24 protein-coding genes and 1 tRNA gene are annotated in these 24,260 nt (G+C 65.1%); 6 read left to right on the top strand and 19 right to left on the bottom strand.

Annotated features, from left to right (window positions below; genetic code table 11):
• Nucleotides 1-86: 86 nt before the first annotated feature.
• The 3 genes from V8J36_RS10835 to V8J36_RS10825 are packed head-to-tail and all read right to left on the bottom strand — an operon-like array spanning nucleotide 87 to nucleotide 2,409.
• Nucleotides 87-1,496, bottom strand: a complete 1,410-nt coding sequence (locus V8J36_RS10835) for a ThiF family adenylyltransferase (protein WP_336467299.1) — start codon at nucleotides 1,494-1,496, stop codon at nucleotides 87-89.
• On the bottom strand, nucleotides 1,493-1,873 hold the full coding sequence (locus tag V8J36_RS10830) for an E2/UBC family protein (RefSeq protein ID WP_336467298.1): 381 nt from the start codon (nucleotides 1,871-1,873) through the stop codon (nucleotides 1,493-1,495). Before V8J36_RS10830 ends, V8J36_RS10835 begins: the two co-directional genes overlap by 4 nt.
• On the bottom strand, nucleotides 1,870-2,409 hold the full coding sequence (locus V8J36_RS10825; RefSeq protein WP_336467297.1) for a multiubiquitin domain-containing protein: 540 nt from the start codon (nucleotides 2,407-2,409) through the stop codon (nucleotides 1,870-1,872). The genes V8J36_RS10830 and V8J36_RS10825 overlap by 4 nt, the downstream gene beginning before the upstream one ends.
• A 491-nt stretch (nucleotides 2,410-2,900) precedes the next feature.
• Between V8J36_RS10825 and V8J36_RS10820 the strand changes: the two genes are divergently transcribed.
• Entirely contained in the window at nucleotides 2,901-4,082 is a 1,182-nt protein-coding gene (locus V8J36_RS10820) for a helix-turn-helix domain-containing protein (protein WP_336467296.1), read from the top strand.
• A 133-nt stretch (nucleotides 4,083-4,215) separates the two neighbouring features.
• On the opposite strand, the gene V8J36_RS10815 is transcribed toward V8J36_RS10820, so the two are convergent.
• The 5 genes from V8J36_RS10815 to V8J36_RS10795 form a co-directional block, all read right to left on the bottom strand.
• Nucleotides 4,216-5,439, bottom strand: coding sequence for an IS5 family transposase (locus V8J36_RS10815; protein ID WP_336467295.1), 1,224 nt, complete (start codon nucleotides 5,437-5,439; stop codon nucleotides 4,216-4,218).
• Between the two features lie 155 nt (nucleotides 5,440-5,594).
• On the bottom strand, nucleotides 5,595-6,368 hold the full coding sequence (locus tag V8J36_RS10810) for a VPLPA-CTERM sorting domain-containing protein (RefSeq protein ID WP_336467294.1): 774 nt from the start codon (nucleotides 6,366-6,368) through the stop codon (nucleotides 5,595-5,597).
• A 62-nt stretch (nucleotides 6,369-6,430) separates the two neighbouring features.
• On the bottom strand, nucleotides 6,431-6,682 hold the full coding sequence (locus V8J36_RS10805) for an ATP-binding protein (RefSeq protein ID WP_336467561.1): 252 nt from the start codon (nucleotides 6,680-6,682) through the stop codon (nucleotides 6,431-6,433).
• Nucleotides 6,683-6,864: 182 nt separating this feature from the next.
• On the bottom strand, nucleotides 6,865-7,860 hold the full coding sequence (locus V8J36_RS10800; RefSeq protein ID WP_336467293.1) for a 2-dehydropantoate 2-reductase: 996 nt from the start codon (nucleotides 7,858-7,860) through the stop codon (nucleotides 6,865-6,867).
• Nucleotides 7,857-9,065, bottom strand: a complete 1,209-nt coding sequence (locus V8J36_RS10795) for an amino acid aminotransferase (RefSeq protein ID WP_336467292.1) — start codon at nucleotides 9,063-9,065, stop codon at nucleotides 7,857-7,859. The genes V8J36_RS10800 and V8J36_RS10795 overlap by 4 nt, the downstream gene beginning before the upstream one ends.
• A 141-nt stretch (nucleotides 9,066-9,206) precedes the next feature.
• Here V8J36_RS10795 and V8J36_RS10790 point away from each other — a divergent pair, with 141 nt between their 5' ends.
• Nucleotides 9,207-9,671 (top strand): Lrp/AsnC family transcriptional regulator, encoded by a 465-nt coding sequence (locus tag V8J36_RS10790; protein ID WP_336467291.1) that lies wholly within the window; start codon nucleotides 9,207-9,209, stop codon nucleotides 9,669-9,671.
• 42 nt (nucleotides 9,672-9,713) lie between these two features.
• On the opposite strand, the gene V8J36_RS10785 is transcribed toward V8J36_RS10790, so the two are convergent.
• From V8J36_RS10785 to V8J36_RS10745, 9 genes are all read right to left on the bottom strand, one after another.
• Complete coding sequence (locus tag V8J36_RS10785; RefSeq protein WP_336467290.1) at nucleotides 9,714-10,463, bottom strand: SDR family NAD(P)-dependent oxidoreductase; 750 nt, start codon at nucleotides 10,461-10,463, stop codon at nucleotides 9,714-9,716.
• A 23-nt stretch (nucleotides 10,464-10,486) separates the two neighbouring features.
• Nucleotides 10,487-11,338: a transporter substrate-binding domain-containing protein gene (locus tag V8J36_RS10780; protein WP_336467289.1), complete on the bottom strand. Its 852-nt coding sequence runs from the start codon at nucleotides 11,336-11,338 to the stop codon at nucleotides 10,487-10,489.
• Nucleotides 11,339-11,456: 118 nt separating this feature from the next.
• The gene (locus tag V8J36_RS10775) at nucleotides 11,457-11,903 is read right to left on the bottom strand and encodes a VOC family protein (RefSeq protein WP_336467288.1); all 447 of its coding nucleotides are present in this window, start codon (nucleotides 11,901-11,903) and stop codon (nucleotides 11,457-11,459) included.
• An 11-nt stretch (nucleotides 11,904-11,914) separates the two neighbouring features.
• Nucleotides 11,915-12,661 carry an amino acid ABC transporter ATP-binding protein gene (locus V8J36_RS10770; RefSeq protein ID WP_336467287.1) on the bottom strand — a complete coding sequence of 249 codons (747 nt, stop codon included), beginning with the start codon at nucleotides 12,659-12,661 and terminating at the stop codon, nucleotides 11,915-11,917.
• 3 nt (nucleotides 12,662-12,664) lie between these two features.
• Nucleotides 12,665-13,318, bottom strand: coding sequence for an ABC transporter permease subunit (locus tag V8J36_RS10765; RefSeq protein WP_336467286.1), 654 nt, complete (start codon nucleotides 13,316-13,318; stop codon nucleotides 12,665-12,667).
• On the bottom strand, nucleotides 13,315-13,953 hold the full coding sequence (locus V8J36_RS10760; protein WP_336467285.1) for an amino acid ABC transporter permease: 639 nt from the start codon (nucleotides 13,951-13,953) through the stop codon (nucleotides 13,315-13,317). The genes V8J36_RS10765 and V8J36_RS10760 overlap by 4 nt, the downstream gene beginning before the upstream one ends.
• 513 nt (nucleotides 13,954-14,466) lie before the next feature.
• Nucleotides 14,467-15,819: a tyrosine-type recombinase/integrase gene (locus V8J36_RS10755; RefSeq protein WP_336467284.1), complete on the bottom strand. Its 1,353-nt coding sequence runs from the start codon at nucleotides 15,817-15,819 to the stop codon at nucleotides 14,467-14,469.
• Between the two features lie 607 nt (nucleotides 15,820-16,426).
• A tRNA-Asn gene (locus V8J36_RS10750) sits at nucleotides 16,427-16,501 on the bottom strand.
• Nucleotides 16,502-16,593: 92 nt separating this feature from the next.
• Nucleotides 16,594-17,499, bottom strand: coding sequence for an MBL fold metallo-hydrolase (locus V8J36_RS10745; RefSeq protein ID WP_336467283.1), 906 nt, complete (start codon nucleotides 17,497-17,499; stop codon nucleotides 16,594-16,596).
• Nucleotides 17,500-17,563: 64 nt separating this feature from the next.
• Between V8J36_RS10745 and V8J36_RS10740 the strand changes: the two genes are divergently transcribed.
• On the top strand, nucleotides 17,564-18,982 hold the full coding sequence (locus V8J36_RS10740) for an ATP-binding protein (RefSeq protein ID WP_336467282.1): 1,419 nt from the start codon (nucleotides 17,564-17,566) through the stop codon (nucleotides 18,980-18,982).
• Between the two features lie 12 nt (nucleotides 18,983-18,994).
• Here V8J36_RS10740 and V8J36_RS10735 read toward each other — a convergent pair whose 3' ends face one another.
• A complete protein-coding gene (locus V8J36_RS10735; protein WP_336467281.1) occupies nucleotides 18,995-19,213 on the bottom strand; it encodes a hypothetical protein in 219 nt (72 codons plus the stop codon).
• 383 nt (nucleotides 19,214-19,596) lie between these two features.
• Nucleotides 19,597-20,658 (bottom strand): ABC transporter substrate-binding protein, encoded by a 1,062-nt coding sequence (locus V8J36_RS10730; protein WP_336467280.1) that lies wholly within the window; start codon nucleotides 20,656-20,658, stop codon nucleotides 19,597-19,599.
• Nucleotides 20,659-20,944: 286 nt separating this feature from the next.
• Between V8J36_RS10730 and V8J36_RS10725 the strand changes: the two genes are divergently transcribed.
• The 3 genes from V8J36_RS10725 (at nucleotide 20,945) to V8J36_RS10715 (ending at nucleotide 24,260) form a co-directional block, all read left to right on the top strand.
• Nucleotides 20,945-22,354, top strand: coding sequence for a cryptochrome/photolyase family protein (locus tag V8J36_RS10725; protein ID WP_336467279.1), 1,410 nt, complete (start codon nucleotides 20,945-20,947; stop codon nucleotides 22,352-22,354).
• Nucleotides 22,355-22,534: 180 nt separating this feature from the next.
• On the top strand, nucleotides 22,535-22,963 hold the full coding sequence (locus V8J36_RS10720) for an EamA family transporter (protein ID WP_336467278.1): 429 nt from the start codon (nucleotides 22,535-22,537) through the stop codon (nucleotides 22,961-22,963).
• A 67-nt stretch (nucleotides 22,964-23,030) separates the two neighbouring features.
• Entirely contained in the window at nucleotides 23,031-24,260 is a 1,230-nt protein-coding gene (locus V8J36_RS10715) for a cyclopropane-fatty-acyl-phospholipid synthase family protein (protein WP_336467277.1), read from the top strand.

Raw genomic sequence — 24,260 nt, 5'->3', positions numbered from 1 at the left:
GGATGTTACTTGGGCGACCAGGGCGCTTCGCGGGATGAGGCGGAAGAGCTCGAGGCTCTTCCGTAATATGTCAATCATCATGCTCATCACCCGACACGGTCCAGGAAGGGGTCGACGTCGCCGAGCCCCCAGTATTCGTCGCTGCCGCAGAGCGGGCATTCCGGCCGGGGCTGCACAGCCTGCGAACGCTCGAGGCCCTTGTCGAGCTTGCGATAGCGTTGCCATGTCCATCCGCCGCCGCCGCGGAAGTCGACGAGACCGGCAAGAAGTTCGTTCACTGCCATGGTGGCGGCCTCGGAGGTGAAGGTCACGACGGCCGGCGCGGGATTACCTGCGCCGCGAACATAGGCCTCGGTCTTCTGCCGTTCATATTCGGCGGGGTCCGATCGCTGGAGCTCCTCCTCGCGAGCCCTGACGCGATCGACTGTGCCGCGGCAGCCGTGGCACGCCGACGTGGGAAACAGCACGCTGACCCGCGCGGCCATCTCGAGGAGGCCGGGCTCATCATCGTCACGGGGCATGAGGACCAGCCCGACATCGATGACCGGGATCAGGTAGAAGTGCGCCACGCGGTTCAGGTAGAGGCGCCCGGCATGATCGTCCGTGCATCCGAAGATGACGTCGCAGGATTTCAGCGCGTCACGGATGTGCGGCGCATCCACCCAGCCTTTCATCGACCGGATCTCGACGTCGAGGCCCATCATCGTCACCTCGCGCGCCATGACGTCGACCTTGGGCACCGCGTTGTCAGCATCCTTCCGGGTAGCGCCATACAGGCGGTTCAAGTTGGAATGCTCGACCACGTCATCGTCGATGACCACGATGCGCCCAACGCCGAGGCGGGCGAGGAGATGGACCACCGGGCTTCCGGTGCCGCCGCAGCCGACCACGGCAACGGAGAGCTGTGTGAGTAGGCCGTTGACCTCAGGCCCGAAGGCCAGTGCTTGCCGGGCCAAGGCTTCCGACGGGGTAGGCACGTCGGGCGACTGGATCTCGAGCCGAGTGCCGATGACGGTCACGCGATGACAGGGCAGGGGTGTCATGTCGTCTTCCCAGACCCGTGCCCGGTAAAGACCGTCACCGACCTGCACGACGCTCACCAGGCGTGTCCCTTCGCCGTTACGGTTCCGAGCCATGGTGAAGAGGTCGCGCTCGTTGCGATCGTCCTGGTCCGAGAAACCGTCGAAGCCTCCCGGGTGACTATGAACGATTGCCGGCACCAGACCTTCCTCCTTGGCCCGGCGACAGAGCTGGGCGAAAGAGTTGGTGTTCCAAGTGACATGCTTGTCGCTGGCATCGACGCGGTCCTCCTGCGGGATCGCGATGACCTCGTTGGAGGTGTAACGGGTCCGCGGCTCGAGGTCCCAGGGGTCCTGCGCGATCTCGCTTCTGCCGAGCAGCATGTAGGCGGCACCCTCGTGCCCACGGGGGTGCGCGAGCAGCGCCTGCAGCTTGTCGCGGTGACGGGCTTGGAGGGTGATGTCGCTGCGTTTCATGCCGCTACCTCCAGGGCCTCTTCGACCCGCTTTAGCATGGTCCAGATGCCGTCAGTGCCGGGACGCCACTGGTTGTTATGGCGAGACCAGCGCTGCCAGGTCTGGCCATCAAAGGCTTGGCGTGCCTGCGTGCAGCGGGGCTCACGCTGGCCGGCAAGGAGCTTCAGATGCGGCACGGCGTAAAACATGTCGGGGGCGACCTCGGGATACGAGGGCGGCAGCAGGATCAGGATATCCGCTTGGGCGACCTGATACTTGCCTTCCGGCAGCGTGATCCCGGTGAGGATCACGCCCTTCTTTCCGCCTGCGATGACCTCGCGAACGGTGATGCCGCGACCCTCGAGGTAGCGGCGATCCTGACGGGGGAGGAGGCTCATGCCGCACCCCCTTCCGTGGTCTGGGGCACGCCGGTGAAGAAGTGCTCCAGGCCCGCATCCGCGAGGCAGATCAGATCGGTATCGCCGACCAGGATGTCATCCTTGCCGGGGATCACCTGCCAGACGGCGAACTTGGCGGGATCGACCCCGGCCAGCGTCTTGAGCACGCGTCCGCTGATGACCTTGTGGCCCCATTCGAGGCGCTTGCCATCGATGTCGAAGCGGAAGGATTCCGCGCTCGGGAAGATCAGGAAGCGCTCGACCTGGCCGGGGCGCAGGTCCGTGTTTTCCTCGAGGCGCAGTTCCTCGAGTTCACCGTTGCGCAGCACCTGGAACACGAGGTGTTCCTCGGCCTTGCGGAAGCCTGCCCCCTCGATGATCTGGCGGCCGGTGGGCGTCGGATCGTCGATGACGGCATCGGTGAATTTCAGGTCATGGTCGCCGACCTGGACCTTGTAGGGTCCGTGGTCGCGGGGCATACGACCGGCCTTCAAGGCAGCCAGAAGATCTTCGATTTCGATCGGTTCGGTAGACATGGCAGCATACCTTTCATGTAGCCTGCTCGACGCCGCTACGGCGCCCGGGATGGTGGGTTGCAATACCGTCTCCGGCATGCGCATTCTCCAATACGGAGAACACACATGCAGGCTGGCGCGGAGGGCGGGCCGTGTCAACTATAAGTTCCCCATTTTGGGGAACACCTATAAGACGGTGAGGCTATGCGCTTGATAGGGTTGGATATTGTCGAGGAATTTTACGCGCGCTACCGGCACATGTCCTGGGCATGGGAAGTCGATATCTTGGTGATGGAGCTTGCGAATCGGGAGTGGACTGAGCCGAAAGAGCTCCTTCACGACTATCCGACGGCCGTGACCAAGCCACCCGCGGTAGTGTTCTCGGTCGCAGGTGGGGAAGTCCTCGTGCGCTGCCTCATCTTATTCGCGCAAGGGATAGTCCTAATAAAGGAGTTTATCTGGTGCGGAGTTCAGAAAGGGAATGAAATCGTAAATGCTGGGGGAGGAAAGTCATGAACGTTAAAGCAGGTCATGACGTAAAGCCGGTCCGCAATGAACACGACTACCAGAACGCGAAGTCAAAAATTGAGAAGCTAATGATCGCGGTTTCTCAGGGTGATGTGCAATCTTCTGATGAATTGGAGATACTGGTTGCTCTGGTTGAATCATATGAGCGGAGAAGCTTTCCAAAGAGACCGCAATCCCCAATTGATGCAATCAAGTTCCGATTGAGCCAGAAGGGCCTTTCTCAAAAAGATCTCGAACCTTTCATAGGGTCGCGGTCGCGGATTTCTGATGTTTTGTCCGGAACCCGGAAGCTTTCCCCCGACATGATGAGGGCATTGCACGAAGGTTTAGCAATCCCCTATGAAGCCTTGATGCAAAAAGAAGAACCCTACAAGGGGGCAGGCATTGAGGTAAAGAAACCCATCCTAAAGAAAATGAAAGATCTTGGTTTTGATATCAGCTCGCACAAGGTTGAATATTTCATTCACCGCGCATTCGGTGGCGGGCTCAGCCCTGCACTCAACCGTCGCACCCGAACTCAGCGTGCGAGTGGTAGAACTGACGATACAGCCCTTTTGATGTGGCAGGCATCTGTTCTTACCGAGGCGCGTCTTCGGGAGAAGTCACTCTTCAAAAGGGCGGCAATCAACAGAGACACCTTGCGGGAAGTATCCCAACTGAGCTCGAAGCCGGAGGGACCAAAGGAAGCAATTCAGATGCTTTCAGAAATTGGGGTTACTGTTATAATACTGCCCGTCTTCCCGGGAACATTTCTCGACGGCGCAGCTATGCTTATAGACAACAGCCATCCCGTTATTGGGATGACGCTTCGTCACGACAAGACCGATAACTTCTGGTTTACCCTTCTTCATGAGCTGTCTCACCTGCTCTTGCACTACGACATGTTGCTCGCACCGGGGCAGGCGTTCTTTGACGAGCTCGATCTTGGCGCTGGAGATGAAGTTGAACAAGAAGCGGATGACATGGCGCTCATGTCGCTTATTCCTAAGGAATGCGCTAGGCCACTCTACAATTCCTACGCAAGCAATAATGATATCATTAGCGTTTCAGAATGTGCGGGAGTCCATCCATCTATCGCGGCAGGCCGCTGGCAGAAGGAGCACAACAATTACAAAAAGTTCTCTCGAATTATCGAAAGAAACAAGCTTCGTGAGTTGCTTCTATGATTATATTCATGCCATGCGGAAATATCGCTTAGGAGGCCGCTGAAAAAGTCTGCTGCGCGGAACGGTTTCCCTCAAGCAGGGGTCGATGCCGCCTCGTTTGCGAGGCAAGTATTCTGAGCAGCGGCTTTCCGGCTCAGGCTGCGAGCAGTTTCGGCAATCTGGCCAGGTCGCAGGCCGCCATCACCAAGGTGAAGCGGGCGCGCACGCGCTCGATGCCGCGATAGAGGGTTTGCGCCATGCCGCCGGCGGTCTTCACCCCGCCGAGGGGTTCCTCGATCTTCTTCCGGTGCCGCTGCGACTTGGCATAGCCGGGGTGCCGGGTGGTCCGGCCGTCGATGGCGAAGTGCCGGGACTTCCGGGCGACATGCGGCGTGACGATCATCTGGCGCAGCTCGGCAACGAAGTCCGCGCTGTCGTAGCCGCGGTCTGCCGCCAGTGTCAGGCGCCGGGTCGATCCGGGCGCGTGGCGGTGAAGCATGTCGATGGCGGCCTTTCGTTCAGCTCGGCCGTCGGCACGCGTTAGCTCGGCCTGCACGATGAGGCCCGATCGCAATCGGCATGTTCCTCGAACCGATGGCGGAACATGCCTCATATCCATCAGGCTATGCCCCATGAAGCACAGCATCGCTCCGGTGCCAGGCGACTTCTTGAAGAGCCGGGCCTCCGGATCGGTCGTCGAGGCGTGGGTCGCGTTGGAACGCCGCTCGCCACGGAAATCGACTTCGGCGTTGCGGTTGCGGTTGCAGTCGCGGCGTGTGGGACGGGGCATCTGGTCGGGCTCGGCGGTGGCGTGGTCATGGGGGGATGCGGGCGGCACGCTGGTGTCCGGCGGACCGCCCGGATCGTCGTCCCCGTCAGACGTCGACCTTTCCCTCGCCTGGAAGCTCTTCATCGAAGCCCAGGCCTTCATCAGAGTGCCATCGACCGAGAAGTGATCGTCCGACAGCAGCGGTGCCACCTCGCGATGCGCCAGAATGGCGGCCATGATCTTGCGCGACATCTCCGTTGTCAGCAGCCGGTAGCGGTTCTTCGTGAACACGGTCGGAACCCAGACAACATCGTGGATCCCAAGGCCCACGAACCAACGGAACAGCAGGTTGTAATCCATCTGCTCCATGAGCTGGCGCTCGGACCGGATCGAGTAGAGGATCTGCAACAGGCTGGCCCGGATCAACCGTTCCGGCGCGATCGAGGGGTGGCCGTCCCCGCCGTAGAGGCGGTCGAAATCGCTATCCAGCGACCGGAGCGCATCGTTGACGACAGCCTGGATCTTGCGCAGCGGATGCCGTGCCGGGACGCGCTCCTCGAGGTCGACGTAGCTGAACAGCGATCCCGTCGCCTCGTCCGATCCACGCATCACCATCTCCGTCCATGCGGTGGTGCCGGTGAATCATGTTCGCCGATGGGCGTCGAGACCGGAGTTTTTCAGCGGCCTGGTAAGCCTAGGCCACGGAAGTATTCGGCATCCTTCGCAATATGTAGCCGGTCTTCCATCGCCCAGGTCCTCCCAGTTTAGTCAGCCCGCTTGCGACGAGCCTTCAGCGCCCCGAGACCGGCGAAGGCTCCCGCGAGCAGGAAGCCTGCGGCAGGCAGCGGCACTGGGGCAGGCGCCGCGACTTCCATCGTTTCGAGGTTCAGGGCTTGGCCGTCGAGCCAAGCAGCGGTCAGGGTCGGCGTGTAGTCGGACCAGCCGCGGCCACTCAGATAAATCACGTCGGTGCCGACGGCGGTGTAGGTGCGCCAGCTCTCATTGAAATACGCGATAGATGGATCCCGATACCAAAGACCGACGACCCGCAGGATGTCCTCAAGCTGGAGCGGATAGGCAACTGTATCTGGGCCAACCACGGGGCGATGGCCGATCCGCATGACCGCATCGTAAGCGAAGTGGTTGAAGCCGTCCGACGAGTAGGCACCGCCCTGGCCACCCACGTCTTCGACGTAGGTCTGCGGGCTATAAAGAACAGAGAGCGCGAGCGAATAGGCGTTGAGTCCGTTAAGGCCAAGTCCGATGGGGGCTGCGCTGACATATTGCGTCAGCGGGCTGTCTATCGTCGCCGAACCCATCGGACCCGTGCGATGGATCGCTGTGCCGTAATCGCTGGTGACCAAGTCCCCGAAGTCGAGTCGCATGTTCACGGTGCCATTGAAGGCGAAGTCGACTTGAGAAAGGGTAGGGTAGTCGAACGCCGTCGTCATATCGATGTCGAACTGTAGATCCAGCACAGCGCCCATGGACGGCATGGCAGTAACGGAAAGCAGCAGGGCAGCGGCAGCGAACTTCATTAAAACCTCGGACAAGAAATACAGGCGGCAGCGCCCATGGAATTCGTAACCCAACCGCGAGCTTACGCAAGCGCGGATCTGTGATCGAGGAAGAGGTCCAGCCACTCGTGGCAGATCTTTCGGTTGCCCACGGCATGTGCGTTGGCAAGGGCCGAGGCGAGCGTGGTGGAGGGGAAGAACAACACCGTGTAGTCGGCGACGATCACCTCCTGGGTGATGGCCACCGCCAAGTGGGTCTTTCCAACGCCCAGTGGGCTCAGGACTAGGACGACCTCGCCATTGGTGATGAACTTCCCCGTTGCAAGATCCCGGATCTAGCCCGGGTCCACCGACGGCTGTTGCAGTTGATTAGGAATGAGGCCTGCGTGTAAGAGAAGCTGTCAAGGTCGGAACGCGACGGTAGGTTCGTCGCTGCATTCTACCGGCGAAGCAACGCCTCGACCCCGTAAGCGAAACCCTTTGCCAACCATAGACTGGCCGCCAGACCAATCTTGACTCAGTTTCCGCTGCGAAGTCTCAGCAGGCCGAGGACCCCACGCGTTGCGGGTGCCGCGATGCCCAGCCGCTCGGCCATTTCGGCGACGACACCGATGATCGGACCAATCTCGAGGCTTCGGCCTGCCTCGTAATCCTGCAGCATCGACGTCTTGAAGTCTCCCAACCTGCGCGTCTCGGCAATGCGCTCTGCGGGACTGACTGGAAGGTTCACTCCCATCGCCGCGCCGATCGCATCGAACTCTCCCATCATTGCAAGCGCCAACGCGCGCAGGTCGGGGTCATCGAGCATCCGGCCCGTCGTCGCCCCCGACAGCACACTGAGCGGGTTCATGCTGAAATTTCCCCAAAGCTTGGACCAGATTTCTGCACGGATATCCTCGGTCAACGCGACCGGAACTCCGCCCGCCTCGAGGGCGAATGCCAGACGGCTAATCGGCATGGCGAGATCGGTGCCGTGCGCGGACAGGCCCGAGCCGAGGATGAGCCGATCCACCTTGGCAACGTGGATCTCCGCGGGCGCGGACTGTCGCGCGGCGGCGTGGACGACGGTTCCCAGGACCGGTGCCGGACCGCGAGACGTGATCATCGCCGCAGCGACATCTTCCGCATCGACACTCGCGGGACGGAAGCCTGGCAGCGGAGCCGCCGGGCCGTCGAAGAACCACCAAGGGATACCGTTCGTTGCAGTTGCTATCACTGTTCCCGGCGGGATCTGGCCGGCGATGGCGGGCAGGGCTGCCTGGATGGTATGAGCCTTCAACGCGATGATCAGGACATCGGGTGTGGCGAGCCCGTCAAGACGCTCTGCCGCGGGAAGGGCATACTGCTCCGTAGCGCCGCCGCGATGTAGCGTCAGTCCGTGGGCTTGAAGCTTCTCGAGCGTCTGGCCGCGCGCGATCACCGAAACCTCGGCTCCGCCGGCAGCCAAGGCTCCGGCAAGCCATCCGCCGATTGCCCCGCAGCCGAGAACTGCGACCTTCAGCGGCGCGGTCATTGCGCAGCCTCCCCGGTTGCGGATGCCGGGACGCTTCCGCAGCCGACATCGGCGAGCGCCTCGGCGAAGCGGCTCAGGTTCTGTTGGTTCAGTCCGGCAAGGTTGCACCGGCCCGATCCCACGACATAGACGGCATGATCGCGGCGCAGCGCTGCCACTTGATTGCCCGAGAGTGGAAGCGTGGCGAACAGCCCGTTCCCGGTCGCCAGCGGGGCAAAGGCCGGCGTGTTCGCGGCAAGGCCCTGCCGGATGGTGCGCAGCCTGGCCTGCATTTCCCGCAGCTCTTCGCGCCACTGTGCCTGCAGCTCGGTATCCTGCAATACGACCCGCACGGCCGCGGCTCCGTGGTCAGGCGGCATTGACCAGTTGACCCGGGCCAGCGAAAGAGCCGTCGCCCGCGCAAGACCGGCCTCACGGGCATCTGCCGCTTGCACGAAAAGCGCGCCAACCCGGTCCCGATAGAGTGCGAAGTTCTTGTCGCATGAATAGGCGACCATGGCCTCGGGCACCGCTGCAAGCATGCCGCGCAGGCCCCCGGCATCGTCTTCGAGGCCGTCGCCAAGGCCCTGGTAGGCGAAGTCGATCAGTGGGACCAGTCCCCGGGCGACGACGATCCGGGTCAGTTCCGCCCATTGCGCGGGGTCGAGATCAATGCCCGTCGGGTTGTGGCAGCATCCGTGGATCAGCACGAGATCACCGCGTTCAGCACGGTTGAAGGCCGCTGTCATCTCGTCGAACAGCAGGCACTGGCGATCGATGTCATGGGCGCGATAGGTTTCCACCTTTAGGCGCGCGACGCGGAAAATGTCGCCATGGTTGGGCCAGGTCGGCGTGCCCATCCAGATCCGGCCTTCGGGATTTGCGGCGACGGCCAGTTCGGCTGCGAGCCGCAGCGCGCCGCCGCCGCCCGGCGTCTGCAGGGCCACGAGCCGAGGGTCGGCGGCCAGTGCCGGCCCCAGCGCGAGTTCCGCGGTCAGCGCGGCGAAATCCCGGTCGCCCTCGGGGCCGAGGTAGGACTTGCTGTCCTGCGTGGCCAGAAGCCGGGTCTCGGCGGCTTTGACCGCGGCCATCACCGGCGTCCGGCCCGTGGAATCTCGGAAGACCCCGACGCCGAGATCGATCTTCTCCGGGCGCGGATCGGCCCGGTAAAGTCCGATGATTGCGAGAAGCGCATCGGCGGGTTGTTCGGTCAGGCGGTCAAACATCAGGTTCCCCTTCCACCCTGCGGGCGGATCTGTGGCAGGCGTCCTGCAAAGTGCCGGTTTTCTGCGCAGATTTGCTGCACGGAGCGGCTTTGCGGCGCCCAGAATAGTCCCTCGACCCCGCTTCTGTCGTAGAAGCGGAACATGAGCGACCTCGACAATTTCGATATGCGCATCCTCTCGCTCCTGCAGGCGGAGGGAGACCTGACGCAGGGCCAGATTTCGGAAAGGGTGAACCTGTCGCCGACGCAATGCGGTCGCAGGATCGCCCGCCTGCGAAAGGAGGGTTACATTCAGCGCTTTGCCGCCGTGCTGGACCTGCGGCGGCTGGGTTACACGATCGTCGCGCACACCCTCGTGAGCCTGCGCTCGCACGAAGACAGCGCCAACACCTCCTTCCGCGACTTCATCGCGCGCGCGCCCGAAGTCGTTGAATGCTTCGCCCAGACGGGCGATGCGGATTACATCGTGAAGATCGTCTGTCGCGATCTCGACGATCTCAGCGAATTTCTCGACCGCCTCATCAAGGCGGCGGGCAACCTGGCGAGCCTGCGCAGTTCCATCGCCCTGAAGGAGATCAAGAAGGATCACGGGCTGCAGGCATTCTAGGTCCGCCCCGCATCAGCACTGACCGACACGAGGCGTGCGTATTCACAGGATCCAGCCGCCGTCGACGACGAGCGTGTGGCCCACGACATAGGCCGCCTCGTCCGAAGCGAGGAAACAGACCGGCCCGACGACATCCTCGGTCTCGCCGATCCGGCCCAGGGGAATCCGCGCCAGAGCGCTCGCCTGCTGCTCGGGTGTCGACAGGATCGGGCGCGTCATTTCGGTCATCATAGTTCCCGGCGCGACGGCGTTGACGTTGATCCCGTGGCGCGAGAGTTCGACCCCGAGCGCCACCGTCATTTGCCGCACACCGCCCTTCGAGCTGTCATAGGCCGCCTTGGCATTGCGCGACGACACGAAGGCCGAGGTCGAGGCGATGTTGACGATCTTGCCCTCGCGCTTGGGGATCATTACCCGCGCCGCGGCCTGGCAACAGAAGAACACCCCGCGCAGGTTCACGTCCATCTGACGGTCCCAGTTCTCGGGCGTGTAGTCGAGACAGGAAGTCGTGGTCTGGATGCCGGCTGCATTCACAAGGATGTCGAGATCGCCCAGTCTCTCCACCGCGTTCTCGAAGGCCGCGCGGATCGCCTCCACGTCGCCCACGTCGCAGGCGACATCTATCGCCTGTCCGCCCGCTGTCCCGATCTCCCCGGCGACGGCTTTCGCCGTCTCCGGGTCGATGTCGAGAACCGCGACCTTGGCTCCGCGCTGCGCGAGGCCGAGCGCGATTGCTCGTCCGATGCCGCGTCCCGCGCCGGTCACCACGGCGCATTTCCCATTCAGAGTCATGGTCTGATCGTTCCTCGTCTCGATCAGCCGTAGAACCGCTGCGGCGGGGGATTGGTGCCGAACCATTTCTGGAAGGCGGCGGTGTAGTCGGGATAGAGCGTGCCGGACTTGAGCTCGCGCACGAAGGTGTCGAGCCAGAGGCCCCAGCGCGCATCGGTCGGATTGTAGAACAGCCCGTTGCCGAAGATCACGCCCAGCGTCGCGTCGAGCACAACGACCTCGTCACCGTTCATCACCGCATAATAGTCGGCGACGGGCTTGTCGATCTGCATCGCTTGGGCGCGACCACTGCGCAGTGCCAGAAACTGCGCAGAGATCCCGTCGAAGATCGAGGTCTGGGCGTTCGGGAAATACTGCTTGGCGCGGTCGGCCATTTGCGGGTTCGACAGGTTGGCGACGGTGACGTCCGCGTTGTTGACGTCGTCGAGCGTCTTCAGCCCCGACTTCTTCGAGGCGAGAAGCGTGATCGAAGTGTCGAGATAGGGTGCAGTGAAGCCCACGGTGTTGGCGCGGCTCATGTAGGTGGTCGCGAGACCGAAGTCCGCCTGGCCGGTCAGGATTGCGGGCCAGCGGCCGTCACCGCTCACGCCGACGAACTCGATGGCCTCGGGGTCTTCGAACATCGCCTTGGCGGCGATCCTGGCGATGTCGATGTCGAAACCTTCGAGCGCACCAGTGTCGGATTTCGACGCGAAGGGCGGAATGGTCGTCATCGTCGCGACCAGCAGTTTGCCGCGTTCGCGCGCTGCGTCGAAGCGCGAGGAACCTGCGGCGTCGCTGGTCTGGGCGGCGGCGGGGGTGATGACGGCGTTCTGGAGGGCGAGGGCGCCGGCGCCGAGCGCGGCTGCGCCGCGAAGGAAGGTCTTGCGGTCCATGTGGTCAGTCCCTGTTGGTTGAAAGGGGAGGGTGGGTCTGGCGGCCCTTGCCGGGCCGTCTCGGTTGTCGTCTCCGCAGCCCGGATCTTGGGCCGGAAGGGGTGGAGCCGTCCGGACTTCAGTAGGCCGGCGGCTGAACGAGCTCGATCACGTTGCCGAAAGGGTCGCGCCCGTAGGTCGCCCAGTTGCCGGTCGGCCCGAGCGTCGGTTCGGTGTGCAGGGTGAAGCCCGCGCTACTCAGCCGCTTGATCGTCGTGGCGATGTCGCGCACCTGAAGCCCGAAGTGGGTGATCCCATGCTCCGAGACACGGCGCGCGCGCGCCTCGACCGCTTCGAGCGGGGCTGTGAACTCCCATATCTCCAGATCGACGCGTCCATCGGTCAGCAGAAGCTTCTTGCCTGCGCTGTTCGTCAGCCCCAAGATCGCGTCCATTCGCGCGTCGCCCGCCGCCCAGGTCTTGCGGCTTTTCTCGGCAAGGCCCAGCGCGCCGGCGTAGAAGGCCTCGGCCGCGTTGATGTCGGGAACGGAAATGGCGACGTGGTCGAACCGGAACTCGTCGGTCATCGTGCTGCCTCCTAGCGGATGCGTTTGAGGAAGTCGCGCAGGCCAGGAGCTTGCGGCGCGTCAAGAAGCTGCGCGGCGGGAGCGATTTCGACGATGCGGCCTCCCTTCATGTAGGCGATGCGGTCCGCGGCCTCACGCGCCAACGCCATCGAGTGGGTGACCATGACCATTGCCATGCCCTCGGCGCGAAGGGCCTTGATCACGTCCTCGACCTCGGCGACCAGTTCGGGATCCAGCGCCGAGGTCGCCTCGTCCAGCAGCAGAAGCCTGGACTTCATCGCCAATGCCCGGGCGATGGCGACGCGCTGCATCTGCCCGCCGGACAACTGGCTCGGATAGAAGTCCGCGCGCTCACCGAGACCCACCCGCTCGAGCATCCGACGCCCGGTTGCCTCGGCTTCGGCGCGGGAAACTCCCATTCCGTGCACTGGTCCGAGGCAGACGTTCTCGAGTGCGGTCATGTGCGGGAAGAGGTTGTATTGCTGGAAGACCACTCCGATGCGCTGGCGATCACGTTCGATGTCGCGACGGGGAAGGCTGCTGCGCGACCCTTCGCGGTGCCAGAGCCTGCGCCCGTCCAGCCGGATCTCGCCGTCGTCATAGTCTTCAAGGAAGTTGATGCAGCGCAGCAGCGTGCTCTTGCCGCAGCCCGATCGACCGATCAGGGCCACGACCTCGCCTTCGGCCACGGTCAGGCTGACGCCGTCGAGGATGGTGAGCGGGCCGTAGGATTTTCGCAGGTTGGTGAGCTCGAGCATCGTTTATCTCTGGGTTTGGTAGCCGCGCCGGGCCAGACGGGCCTCGGCCCAGCGGCCGCAGCGGTCGGCGCCGAAGCAGATGAGGAAGTAGAGGACGGCAGCGACCGAGAGCACCTGGAAGACCTCGAGGTTGCGCTCGATGATCTCGCGCGAGGCGTAGGTGAGTTCCCAGACCCCGATGATCGACAGGACCGACGATCCCTTGATCGCCATAACGCAGACGTTGATGTAGGCGGGCAGGCCCTGGCGCAGCAGCATCGGCAGGATGACACGGGTCAGCGTCGCCATCCGCGGAAGGCCTAGGCTCAACGCGCTGTCGGTCGCGGTGCGCGGGATCGCCAGCAATGCGCCACGGATCACTTCCGCGAAGAGGATCGAGAAATAGATCGCGAGCACGAGGATCCCCGCCACGACTGGCGGAACCGCGATGCCGTTGCCGGCGAGCGCGTAGTAGATCAGCAGCGCCAGCAGCGCGAGCGGGGTGCCGCGCACGAGCCAGCGTAGCCCGGCGTATGTCCAGCGCAAGGCGCGGTGGCGCGAGATCGCCAGCAGCACAAGGAGCGCGGCCAGCGCCGTGGCACAGGGGATTGTGCCAGCAGCCAAGTAAAGCGTGCTCAGTGTCGCGCGCACCAGCATGATGAGGTCATTCTGGGTCATTTCCAGCGCACCCTCCGGCCCAAGAGGGCGAACACGATGTCGATCGCGAGCACGAAGACGAGATAGAGCGCGGTCGCGATGACAAAGGGCAGGTAGACCGTGCCTGATCCTTCGACGACCAGTCTCGCCTTCATCATCACCTCGACCACGGCGATTGCGGAGAGCAGGGAGGTGTCCTTGACGAGCAGAACCGACTGATTGCCGAGTGCAGGAAGCGCATAGACCGCGATCTGCGGCAGATAGACGTGACGGAAGACTGCCCACGGAGAAAGTCCGATCGAGCGCGCGGCATCCTGCTGCGATCGATCGATCGCCTTGGCGGCCGAGCGCAGGATCTCGCTGACATAGGCTCCTTGCTGTAGGACCAGAGCGAGTATCCCGCAGACTGCGGCCGGCCATACGAGGCCGATCATCGGAAAGCCGAAGTAGACGAGGTATAGGGGGACCAGCACCGGGATGTTCCGGAAAACCTGGACGTAGGCACCGACGACCAGCGAGAAGATCCGCTGCGGAGCAAGCGTGATTGCGAACAGCGTTGTGCCCCAGAGCATCGAGAAGATCGCTGCGCACGCGCCTATGATCACGGTTGTCCTGAAGGCGTCGGCGAAGCTCAGCACTAAGGCAAAGTCAGCCATATAACTGCGCCATGATCAGGTGAGCGGCTAGACCTGTTACGGTGAGGAAGGGGGGGATGGACCGGGAGAGTTCCATTGATATCAGTGTCTTCGTTCTGCTGCCCCAAGTGATAGCGCGAACTGAATGCTGCAATGCGGCTTTTTCAGTGGGCCGATGCCATTCGAGTGCAGTTATTCTGCGCATCGAACTGGAAATGCGCAGATTCATGGCAGGCCTGACAGGATCTGTGCGCGGAATCTATCTTAGCGTCGTCGTTGTCGAACCTCGTCACGGGCGGGCCGCGCTAGGTTCAACTGAGTTGCTGTCATGATGTGGCGTAGCGGAAGGCCTTCGCCGTCGGTGACAGCGTGGAGATAGCCCTCTCCCAGGGTTTCATCTGACCGACGAAGCCTCCGTGCCCTCAGTCCTGCGCCACGTCGATTAGCACAGGTTGCTCTTCATGTCGGCCTCCTTGCGGAGCCGGGAGCCACGACGAGCCAGCAGATCAATGGGCCTTGTGCCTGATAGGCCTTTTAGTGCGCCGCCAGAGCGACATTGTTCCTGATGATCCGCTCATAGATGCCGGCGAGTTTTTCTAGAGCGACCCGCTGCGGGTCTTCTGCGATCCCTGACAGGTCGATGTCCGACAGATATGCATCGATGGCCCGGCTGGATTCTTCGCGCCGATGATTGGTTCGATGGCCGATGATCCGGTCGATGGTCGACAGTTCCACCCCGGCCGCGCGCATGATCGTCGCCGCGGTCCGACGCAGATCATGGCGGTGCCAGTCAGCGGTGCCGGACTCCCGCATGATGGCACCGGTGATCCGCTCCCAGTTGTCCAGTTCTGTTCCGGCTAGGCTGGGGAAGATGAGGTCATCCGGATCTCGGCCAAGGTGGTCCGGAATCGCGTCCAGTAGCCGCAGCACCGCATCCGGAACCGGTAGCATCTGTGTCCGAGGTCCGCCCTGCACGGATTTAACCCGAGGTTTGAACCAAGTCTTCGCATCAGCATCGATGTGGCGCCATCTGGCCGCGCAAACCTCGCGCAACCTAGCGCCAGTCAGCAAGATGAACATCAGAGCAAGAGGGCGAACATCGAGTTCTGGATGTGTCTTCATCCGGAGCGATCTAGGGGCAGGATAGATGAGGAAGGGCAGGACTGCAGATAACTCGTCGGCGAGCAGGACCCGCTCACGCTTTCCCGTGATTTCCTCGTCGTCCGTTGCCGGGTCGATCGTGTCTCTGATGTCTGCTACGTCGAGGGTTGGACGCCGACGACGACCAGCTACCCGGAATTTTCCGCGGCCAGCAGCCCAGTCGAGCACCGGCATAAGATACGCCCTAGCCTTCGATATCTGGCCGTTCGCCTTCACCGCTCCCGATTTCGGAACATAGTTCAGCATCGCATCCGCAAAGTCGTCATCCGGGATTTCGGTGATCCGGACGTCGAGCAGCCCGGAAAAGACGGTCCGGATCCGCTTTCTGGCTTCTGAATCCATGTCGCGCTTGGTGCGTGTCCAGATCGTCTTCCCAGCCCCCGGACCGGCTTCGTATTCCCCGATCAACTCCCTCAACGTTGGATGGCCAGATCGTGCTGTGGCCGCGTCTCGCTTCGCGGCATTCAAATTTCCGGAAGCGGACCTGATCGCGGACATGACGTCCGCTGCCCTGATGCGGGCGTCTCGGAGTGACATGTCCGGGTATGTTCCGATCGTGATCCTTTGCTTCGACCCGTCCGCCGCCGTCCCGCGAACGGCCCAGGTTCTTGCGCCGTTCGGCGTCACCCGTAGGGAGAGCCCCTGAGCGCGGGCATCGGGGAAGTCCGTCCTGACCTCGACAACCAGCTTCTTGATCATGTGGTCTGTCAGATCGACCTTTGCCATTCCTGCCCTCGTCCCTGCCACGCGCTGCTTGCGAGCAGGATATCGGGGACGCCATGGGGACACCAGATCGCATCGGACTTTGTCCCCAGGTTAAAGTGTCTGCGGTCGGAGGGAGGCAGATCAGTCGTTGACGAGAGGCGCGCTCTATGAGTAAGGCACTGATAGTGTGTGAGTAATTATTCTTTGGCGGAGAGTTGTCCGGATTTCTCGTTCCATGGAGTGAATGCGATTGCAGGATTGAAAATCCGCGTGTCGCTGGTTAGATTCCGGCTCTGGGCACCATTCTCCTCTCGTCTTCATCGGTAAGACAAAGCAAGCGCTGATCCAGTTTCCCGTGTGGTACACGTTCACGCGCAGGAGAGACGCACGGATGTGTGTCTTCCGGGTCTTGCAGTGCATCGGAGAAGAGTGGGGCGGTCGCTACGCGTACAGGCGAAGTTTCCCCGACGATGTCCGAGCGGCCCTAAGGCTCGGGTTCAAGCGGACCTCCGAGCAGTTCCACGCACGGTCACATGATGGACCCGCGGATGCAGGGGGTGTTTGCTTGTGTGACAGGGGCGGTGTGTCACTGCCAACTAACTGAAAACAACTGGCTTTCTGAGTTAGTTGGCTCCGGCGGTAGGGATCGAACCTACGACCAATTGATTAACAGTCAACTGCTCTACCGCTGAGCTACGCCGGAACACGAGGGCGGATATAGCCGCGGATTCCGGGGGTGTCCAGAGGGGGAAAACGATAAAATGACACCCGGCCCGGCTGCCCTTACGTGAGCCGTCAAACGCCGGTCACGAGGGCGAAGCGTGCGTCGGCCGCAAGCGGGTCGAGGGGCGCCGCAAGCCCGCGCTCGGCCAGATCCACGAGATGCGCCAGCACGTTGCGAGATGCCGCCGGCAGCAGGGACGGCGCGATGTCCCGGTAGACGCGGCCCGCGATCTCGGCTGCGGTGCCCGGGGCCTCGGCCAGCGTGGCGCGGATCTCGAGGTCGCGGGCGTGGCGATGGGCGGCCAGCGCCTCGATCCGGGCGCCAAGGTCGGGAATGTCGGCGCCATGCCCGGCGAGCCCAAGCGTCGCGCCGCGCGCCTGCAGGCGGCCGAGCGCGGCAAGATAGTCACCGAGATCGCCATCGGGGGGCGAGATCAGCGAACTCGTCCAGCCCAGCACCAGATCGCCGGTGAAGGCCATGTCGCCCCAGAGGAAGCACAGGTGGTTGCCGAAATGCCCGGGCGTGTGCAGTGCCGTCAGGCTCCAGCCGTCGCCCGCGATCTCTTCGCCGTCGGCGAGGCTGCGGTCGGGCCGAAAGCCCGCGTCGACGCCTTCGCCGCCCCCCAGCGGCCCGGCGGCCGCCAGCCGCGCCATCGCGGCGCTGCGCCCGGCCAGCGCGTCGCCGAAGGCCAGAACCTCGGCCCCGGTCATGGCCGCCAGCCGTGGCACCAGCGCCGAATGGTCGCGATGGGCATGGGTGACGAGGATCCGGGTGACGCGCTCGCCGGGGCCAAGTGCGCCAAGCAGCGCCTGCAGATGCGCCTCGTCCGCCGGGCCCGGGTCGATCACCGCGACCTCGCCCTCGCCAAGGATGTAGCTGTTCGTGCCCGGACCGGTCATCGCCGAGGGATTGGCGGCGAGGACCCGCCGAAGGCCGGGCCGGATCCGTCCGGTGGGCGGCGCGGGCGGCGCTGTCATCTTTCCGTTCTCCTCCGGTGGCTCTAGGCTGGGTCCCGGCCGCCTGTCGCGCCGCGGAACCCTCATGACCAGCCTGCCAGCCCCGAGCCCGAACGAAAACCCCCCGTCGCCCGCACCCGGCGGCCCGCGCCGGCGCGGCATCGTCCGCGCGCTGCCGCGGTCGCGGCCCGTCTGGATCAAGCGCTGGCTGCCGCGCGGGCTTTACGGGCGGTCGCTGCTGATTCTGGCGGTGCCGGTGATCGCGTTGCAGATCGTCATCACCGCCATGGTCGTGCAGCGGCTCTACGAGGACGTCACCGATCAGATGACGCGCAGCCTCGTCAGCGGGCTCGCCTCGATCCTCAGCGATGTCGAGGGTTCGGCCGATGCGCTCACCGCGGCTCGGGCGGCGGGCGACCTGTCAGAGGCGGCGGGCGTCTCGCTGCTGCTGCCCGCCGAAACCCCGACCCGCGACCAGGTCGAGGCCACGGACATTTCGGGGCGCACGGTGATCTCGACCCTGCGCGCGCAGCTCGAGGGGGTGCGCGGGGTCGACCTGTCGCGCGACCGGCTGGTGCGGCTGGGTCTCGACACGAAATGGGGGCCGATGCTGGTCGAGTTCGACCGCCGCAGGGTCTCGGCCTCGAACCCGCACCAGCTGATCGTGCTGATGGCGATCACCGGGGTGCTGATGACCGGCATCGCCTTCATCTTCCTGCGCAACCAGCTGAAGCCGATCAAGCGGCTTGCGCAGGCGGCCGAGGATTTTGGGCGCGGCCGCTCGACACCCTATCGCCCCTCTGGCGCGTCCGAGGTGCGCTCGGCGGGCGCGGCCTTCCTCGACATGCGGGCGCGGCTCGAGCGGCAGATGGAACAGCGCACGATGATGCTGTCGGGCGTCAGCCACGACCTGCGCACCCCGCTGACCCGGATGAAGCTGGAACTGGCGATGCTGCCGGAAGAGGAAGAGACGCTGGCGATGGCCCGCGACATCACCGAGATGGAGCGGCTGATCGACGCCTTCCTTGCCTTCGCGCGGGGCGATGCGCAGGACAGCGAGGTCGAGGTGCTGGAGCCGGTGGCCTTCCTGACCGCGCTTCAGGCGCGGGCCGAGCGCGCGGGCCAGCCGGTGACGCTGGGCGATATGCCGGCGGTGGCCGGGTCGCTGAAGGCGCGTCCGGGGGCGCTGGGGCGGGCGATCGACAACCTCGTCGGCAATGGCGTGCGCTATGGCAATTGCGTCGAGGTGAGCCTGACCGACGGCGACGGCGCGGTGGTCTTCTCGGTCGAGGATGACGGGCCGGGGATCCCGCGGGAACGGCGGGACGAGGCGCTGCGGCCCTTCGCGCGGCTCGATCCGGCGCGCAACCAGGACCGTGGGTCCGGGGTGGGCCTGGGTCTCGCGATTGCCGCGGACGTTGCCCGCAGCCACGGCGGCACCCTGCGCCTGGGCGAGAGCGAGCGGCTGGGCGGGCTGAAGGCGGACCTGATCATCCCGCGCTAGGCGGGCGCGGCCTCAGCCGAAGATCCAGATGCCCAGCCCGATCCAGAAGCTGAGACCAAGCGGGGCAAGCCCCAGGATCCACCAGCCCGAGGGAAGGCTCTGGGCCTTCTCGGCACGCAGGGTCTGCGCCTGCATGCGGCGGAACAGATCGTCGGCGTCTTCTTCCGAAACGCGCGGCAACTGAGCCTGCGACTGGTACTCGGAATAGTCGATGCGTTCGGCGACGGCCATTGCACTTCCCCTTCTCACACCCCGTTTTCCGGGGCTTTGGTACGTCAAGACATCGCAGGTGGGCTGGGGCGGAATTATGGCGGCCTCCGCACGATTTGCGGGCTTTTGCACGCCGGTGCCATGGCGGGGTGACGCCGGGGCAGGGCCGGCGCCGGCGCGCGGGCATGGCGCGTGGCGGCTGGCGCGGCCTTCCGCAGCGTCGGAACAAGCGCTGCCGGGTCCGGCCGGCGGCGGGCGGCGGGACCTGTGCAGGGCCCGAACGGGAGCGCGTGCCGGGGCGGCGGTGAGGGGGGCGCCGCGCGGGTAAGGGGGGCGCGAACGGAAAACGCCCGCGCGGGATCGCGCGGGCGCTGCGGGTGGCGGTCGGTGCCGTCAGGCGCGGATCAGAAGCCGGCCTTGATCTGCTCGAACTCCTGCAGCTGCTTTTCGCGCTGCTCGGCCGGGATCGGGGTCTGCGCGAGGATCGGCGCGTTGATCGGCGCAAGGCCCGCATCGGCGACTTCCTCGGCCGGCAGCTCGGCCATGCCCTTGCTGTTCGAATGGCCATAGCCGATCGCGTCCAGCAGGCCGCGGGCCGAGCCGGGGGCGAGCCAGGCGTTCATGAAGTCATAGGCCTTCTCTTCCGAGCCGGGGCCGTCCTTCATGTTGACGTAGCCGCAGAACCAGGTCGACGAGCCTTCCTTGGCCTCGCGCTGGAAGCCGACGTCGAAGCCGTCATCCTTCAGATAGGCGATGCCGTCGTTCCAGGACCAGGCGACCAGCACCTCGCCCGAGGCCATCAGCTGGCTCATCTCGGACGGGTCGGACCAGTAGGACCGCACCAGCTTGTTGGCCTTGCGCAGCCAGTCGGCGGCGGCCTTGAACTGCTCGTCGGTGACATTGGTCCAGTCGGTGGTGCCGGTGGCCAGATAGGCCAGCGACCAGACGTCGTCGGCGCTGTCGGGCAGCGAGATGCGGCCTTCGTATTTCGGGTTCAGGAAGACGTCGAGCGAGGCCACGTCCTCTTCCGGCACCTCGGCCTTGGCATAGGCGATCGCCGACACGCCCCAGTCGGTCGGCAGGAACCAGACGCCCTTGTCGTCCTTGAAGATCGGCGAGTTCAGGAACTTCGGATCGATGTCGCCGAAGGCGGCGATCTTCGAGACGTCCCAGGGTTCGATCAGGTCGGCGTCGCGGTATTTCTGCACGGCGGACGAGCAGGGATGGACCACGTCGGCCTTGAAGCCGGACGAGACCTTCTGGAAGGCCTCGTCATCGTCGCCGAAGAAGGCATAGGTCGGCGAGTCGCCGTATTTGTCCACATAGCCCTGGTAGATCGAGGGTTCCTCGAACCCGGCCCAGTCGAAGACGGTCAGGTCCTTGTCGGCGGCGAAGGCGGGAAGCGCGGCGCTCAGGCCGGTGGAAACCACGGCGGCCGAGGCCAGGAGCTTGGAGATGCGGGTCATGAATGTCCTTTCGAAACGGGGCCGTCGGCGCCCCGGGATCCCTTCTGGTCCACGGGAACGCTAATCGCCGCCCCGGTCCCCGCCAAGCGGATTCCCGGCCCCCCGCGGCCCGCAGGTTGAAGCCGTGGCGGCATTGCCCGAAGAACGGGCAACGACGAAACCCGCATGCGGCGGTGGTCCGGTTGCCCTGCCGCCGCGTAGAGCCAGATGTGGAGCCGGGGAGGGGCGGTGAGGACACCGCCGTGCTGCCCGACCACACAGTGCCGACGACCCACGGAGCCCGCCGATGACCGACCCCGCACCGATTCTTTTGTGGCTGCGCCGCGACTTCCGCCTGTCGGACCACCCGGCGCTGGCGGCGGCCTGTGCCACGGGGCGGCCGGTGATCCCGGTGGTGATCCTCGATCCGCTGGTCGAGGGCTGGGGCGCGGCGCCGAAATGGCGGCTCGGCCTCGCGATCGAGGCGTTCGCCTCGCGGTTGGAAGAGAAGGGCAGCCGCCTGATCCTGCGCCGGGGCGAGGCGCTGCCCGTCCTGCGGGCGCTGGCGCGCGAGACCGGGGCCGGGGCGGCCGCCTGGACGCGCGCCTATGACGGGCCGACCCGGACCCGCGACGCCGCGGTGAAGGCCGCGCTGCGCGAGGACGGGCTCGCGGTCGACAGCCATCCCGGCCACACCCTGGCCGAGCCTTGGGAGATCGAGACCGGGCAGGGCGGTTTCTACAAGGTCTACACCCCGTTCTGGAAGGCGCTGCGCGCCCGCGGCGTGGCCGAGCCGTTGCGCGCGCCCGCGCGCATCCCCGCGCCCGCCCGCTGGCCCGACAGCGACAGTCTCGAGGACTGGGCGCTCGGCGCGGCGATGCGCCGGGGCGCCGCGGTCGTGGCCGAGCATGCCCATCCGGGCGAAGACCGCGCCCGCGACCGGCTGCACCGCTTCCTCGACGGCAAGCTGCAGGACTATGCCGAGGACCGCGACCGCATCGACCTTGCCGGCACCTCGGGCCTGTCCGAGAATCTCGCCTGGGGCGAGATCTCGCCACGCACGGTCTGGCACGCGGGCCTGCGGGCGCTGGACGAGGGCGCGCGCGGCGCCGAGACCTTCCTCAAGGAACTGGCCTGGCGCGACTTCGCCTGGCACCTGATGTATCACGCCCCCGACCTCTCGGCCCGCAACTTCCGCGAGGACTGGAACGGCTTCCCCTGGCGGCGCGACTCGTCCGAGGCCGAAGCCTGGCGGCGCGGGCGGACCGGCGAGCCGCTGGTCGACGCGGCGATGCGCGAGCTGTTCGTCACCGGCACCATGCACAACCGGGCGCGGATGGTGGTGGCCTCCTACCTGACCAAGCACCTGCTCACCGACTGGCGGGTGGGGCTGCGCTGGTTCGAGGAGACGCTGATCGACTGGGACCCGGCCTCGAATGCGCTGGGCTGGCAATGGGTCGCAGGCTGCGGCCCCGATGCAGCCCCCTTCTTCCGGATCTTCAATCCTGCCTCGCAGGCCGAAAAATTCGACCCGAAATCCGCCTATCGCCGCCGCTGGCTGGCCGAGGGCCAGGCGCAGCCCCCCGCCACCGCCCGCGCCTTCTTCGAGGCCTGCCCGAAGTCCTGGCAGCTCTCATCCGACGCCACGCCCCCCGCACCGCTGATCGAGCTGAAGGCCGGGCGCGAGCGGGCGCTGGCCGCCTACCAGTCGAAATGAGGCGCAAAGGGGGGCTCCGCCCCGCCGCCCCGGCTGACGCCGGGCCGTCTCCCCGGGATATTTCCGCCAATGCGAACCTGCGCGGTTTGCCTTTCGGCTTGGCCGAAATACTCCGGGGGGAGGCTCCTTCAGGAGCCGGGGGGCAGCGCCCCCTTCCGTCCTCCCACAGGAGCCCCGCCCATGCTCATGCTCTCCTGGCCCCTCTGGGCCGCGCTCTCTGCCGCCTTCGCCGCCCTGACCGCGATCTTCGCGCGTGTCGGCCTGCGCGACGTGCCCTCGGATTACGCCACCTTCCTGCGCACGCTGGTGATCCTGCCGTTCCTCGCGCTGATGGTCAGCCTGCGCGGCCAGTGGCAGCCGCTTTCGACCATTCCCGGCAAGGCGGGCCTGTTCCTCGTGCTCTCGGGCCTCGCCACCGGCGCCTCGTGGCTGTGCTACTTCCGCGCGCTCTCGCTGGGGCCCGCCGCGCAGGTCGCCTCGATCGACAAGATGTCGGTGGTGCTGGTTGCGGTCTTCGCCGCGCTCTTCCTTGGCGAGGCGCTCTCGGCGCGCGCCTGGGCGGGCGTCGCGCTGATCGTGATCGGCGTGCTGATAGTTTCGCACCGCTAGAGACCCGGCGGTTTACCGCCCGCCGGGGATTTGATTAACTTTTCTGAAACGACCTAAGGGGAATGCCATGCTGACGACGACCGAGGGCCAGACCGGGCTGCCGCGCTATTTCGCCAGCGTCTTCCAGTTGGCCCGCCGGATGCCGCATGGCCGGATCGACTTCACCCTGCCTGACGGCCGCCGCTTCCGGGCCGAGGGGCAGGGCCCCGGCCCGGTGGCCGAGATCGAGATCCACGATCCCGACCTCTTCGCGCGGCTGATCCGCGAGGGGGATCTCGGGTTTTGCGAAAGCTACATGGAGGGCGGCTGGTCGACCCCGGACCTGATGGCCTTCATGGATCTGGTCCATGCAGGCAATGACGAGCTTTATGACGGCTTCCCCGGCATGCGGCTGGCCCGCGCCTTCGAGGGGCTGCGCCACTGGCTGCGCGGCAATTCCCGCGCGCAGGCCAAGCGCAACATCGCGGCGCATTACGATCTGGGCAACGAGTTCTACAGCCTCTGGCTCGACGAGAGCATGACCTATTCATCGGCCCTGTTCGAGACCGGGCAGGAAAGCTTCGAGGCCGCCCAGCGCGCGAAATACGCAAGCCTCGTCGACCGGATGGGGGTCAGCCCCGGCGAGCACGTGCTCGAGATCGGCTGCGGCTGGGGCGGCTTTGCCGAATATGCCGCCGCCGAGCGCGGGCTGAAGGTGACCGGGCTCACGATCTCGCAGGCGCAGCGCGATTACGCGGTGGCGCGGATCGCGCGGGCAGGCCTGTCGGACCGGGTCGAGATCAAGCTGCAGGACTATCGCGACGAGCGCGGCCAGTATGACGGCGTGGGCTCGATCGAGATGTTCGAGGCGGTGGGCGAGAAATACTGGCCGGTGTTCTTCGAGCGGCTGCACGGCGTGCTGAAGCCGGGCCGCGCCGCCTGCCTGCAGATCATCACCGTCCCCGACCGGCGGTTCGACATCTATCGCCGCGGCGTCGATTTCATCCAGAAGCACATCTTCCCGGGCGGCATGCTGCCCTCGCCCGGCGCGCTGAAGCGCGAGGTCGAACGCGCGGGGCTGGCCGTTGCGGGATCGCGCGAATTCGGCGAAAGCTATTCGCAGACGCTGCGCCGCTGGCATGTCACCTTCAACGACAGGTGGGACGAGGTGGCGCGGCTTGGCTTCGACGACCGGTTCCGGCGGATGTGGAACCTCTACCTGACCTCCTGCGCGGGGACCTTCCATGGCGGCAATTGCGACGTGACCCAGATGACCGTGACCCGCCCCGGACCGCGGGCGAAGACCGTGGCGGGCTGA

The organism is Frigidibacter sp. MR17.14 (genome assembly GCF_037095735.1).
In the GTDB taxonomy this organism is placed as follows: domain Bacteria; phylum Pseudomonadota; class Alphaproteobacteria; order Rhodobacterales; family Rhodobacteraceae; genus Frigidibacter.
The sequence above is the reverse complement of the archived record's forward strand: the minus strand, read 5'-3'. Positions and strand labels throughout refer to the sequence as shown.

Coding starts and splice junctions, on each gene's coding strand:
- V8J36_RS10835 (WP_336467299.1), bottom strand. CDS start 1,496: ATGAAACGCAGCGACATCACCCTCCAAGCCCGTCACCGCGACAAGCTG.
- V8J36_RS10830 (WP_336467298.1), bottom strand. CDS start 1,873: ATGAGCCTCCTCCCCCGTCAGGATCGCCGCTACCTCGAGGGTCGCGGC.
- V8J36_RS10825 (WP_336467297.1), bottom strand. CDS start 2,409: ATGTCTACCGAACCGATCGAAATCGAAGATCTTCTGGCTGCCTTGAAG.
- V8J36_RS10820 (WP_336467296.1), top strand. CDS start 2,901: ATGAACGTTAAAGCAGGTCATGACGTAAAGCCGGTCCGCAATGAACAC.
- V8J36_RS10815 (WP_336467295.1), bottom strand. CDS start 5,439: ATGCGTGGATCGGACGAGGCGACGGGATCGCTGTTCAGCTACGTCGAC.
- V8J36_RS10810 (WP_336467294.1), bottom strand. CDS start 6,368: ATGAAGTTCGCTGCCGCTGCCCTGCTGCTTTCCGTTACTGCCATGCCG.
- V8J36_RS10800 (WP_336467293.1), bottom strand. CDS start 7,860: ATGACCGCGCCGCTGAAGGTCGCAGTTCTCGGCTGCGGGGCAATCGGC.
- V8J36_RS10795 (WP_336467292.1), bottom strand. CDS start 9,065: ATGTTTGACCGCCTGACCGAACAACCCGCCGATGCGCTTCTCGCAATC.
- V8J36_RS10790 (WP_336467291.1), top strand. CDS start 9,207: ATGAGCGACCTCGACAATTTCGATATGCGCATCCTCTCGCTCCTGCAG.
- V8J36_RS10785 (WP_336467290.1), bottom strand. CDS start 10,463: ATGACTCTGAATGGGAAATGCGCCGTGGTGACCGGCGCGGGACGCGGC.
- V8J36_RS10780 (WP_336467289.1), bottom strand. CDS start 11,338: ATGGACCGCAAGACCTTCCTTCGCGGCGCAGCCGCGCTCGGCGCCGGC.
- V8J36_RS10775 (WP_336467288.1), bottom strand. CDS start 11,903: ATGACCGACGAGTTCCGGTTCGACCACGTCGCCATTTCCGTTCCCGAC.
- V8J36_RS10770 (WP_336467287.1), bottom strand. CDS start 12,661: ATGCTCGAGCTCACCAACCTGCGAAAATCCTACGGCCCGCTCACCATC.
- V8J36_RS10765 (WP_336467286.1), bottom strand. CDS start 13,318: ATGACCCAGAATGACCTCATCATGCTGGTGCGCGCGACACTGAGCACG.
- V8J36_RS10760 (WP_336467285.1), bottom strand. CDS start 13,953: ATGGCTGACTTTGCCTTAGTGCTGAGCTTCGCCGACGCCTTCAGGACA.
- V8J36_RS10755 (WP_336467284.1), bottom strand. CDS start 15,819: ATGGCAAAGGTCGATCTGACAGACCACATGATCAAGAAGCTGGTTGTC.
- V8J36_RS10745 (WP_336467283.1), bottom strand. CDS start 17,499: ATGACAGCGCCGCCCGCGCCGCCCACCGGACGGATCCGGCCCGGCCTT.
- V8J36_RS10740 (WP_336467282.1), top strand. CDS start 17,564: ATGACCAGCCTGCCAGCCCCGAGCCCGAACGAAAACCCCCCGTCGCCC.
- V8J36_RS10735 (WP_336467281.1), bottom strand. CDS start 19,213: ATGGCCGTCGCCGAACGCATCGACTATTCCGAGTACCAGTCGCAGGCT.
- V8J36_RS10730 (WP_336467280.1), bottom strand. CDS start 20,658: ATGACCCGCATCTCCAAGCTCCTGGCCTCGGCCGCCGTGGTTTCCACC.
- V8J36_RS10725 (WP_336467279.1), top strand. CDS start 20,945: ATGACCGACCCCGCACCGATTCTTTTGTGGCTGCGCCGCGACTTCCGC.
- V8J36_RS10720 (WP_336467278.1), top strand. CDS start 22,535: ATGCTCATGCTCTCCTGGCCCCTCTGGGCCGCGCTCTCTGCCGCCTTC.
- V8J36_RS10715 (WP_336467277.1), top strand. CDS start 23,031: ATGCTGACGACGACCGAGGGCCAGACCGGGCTGCCGCGCTATTTCGCC.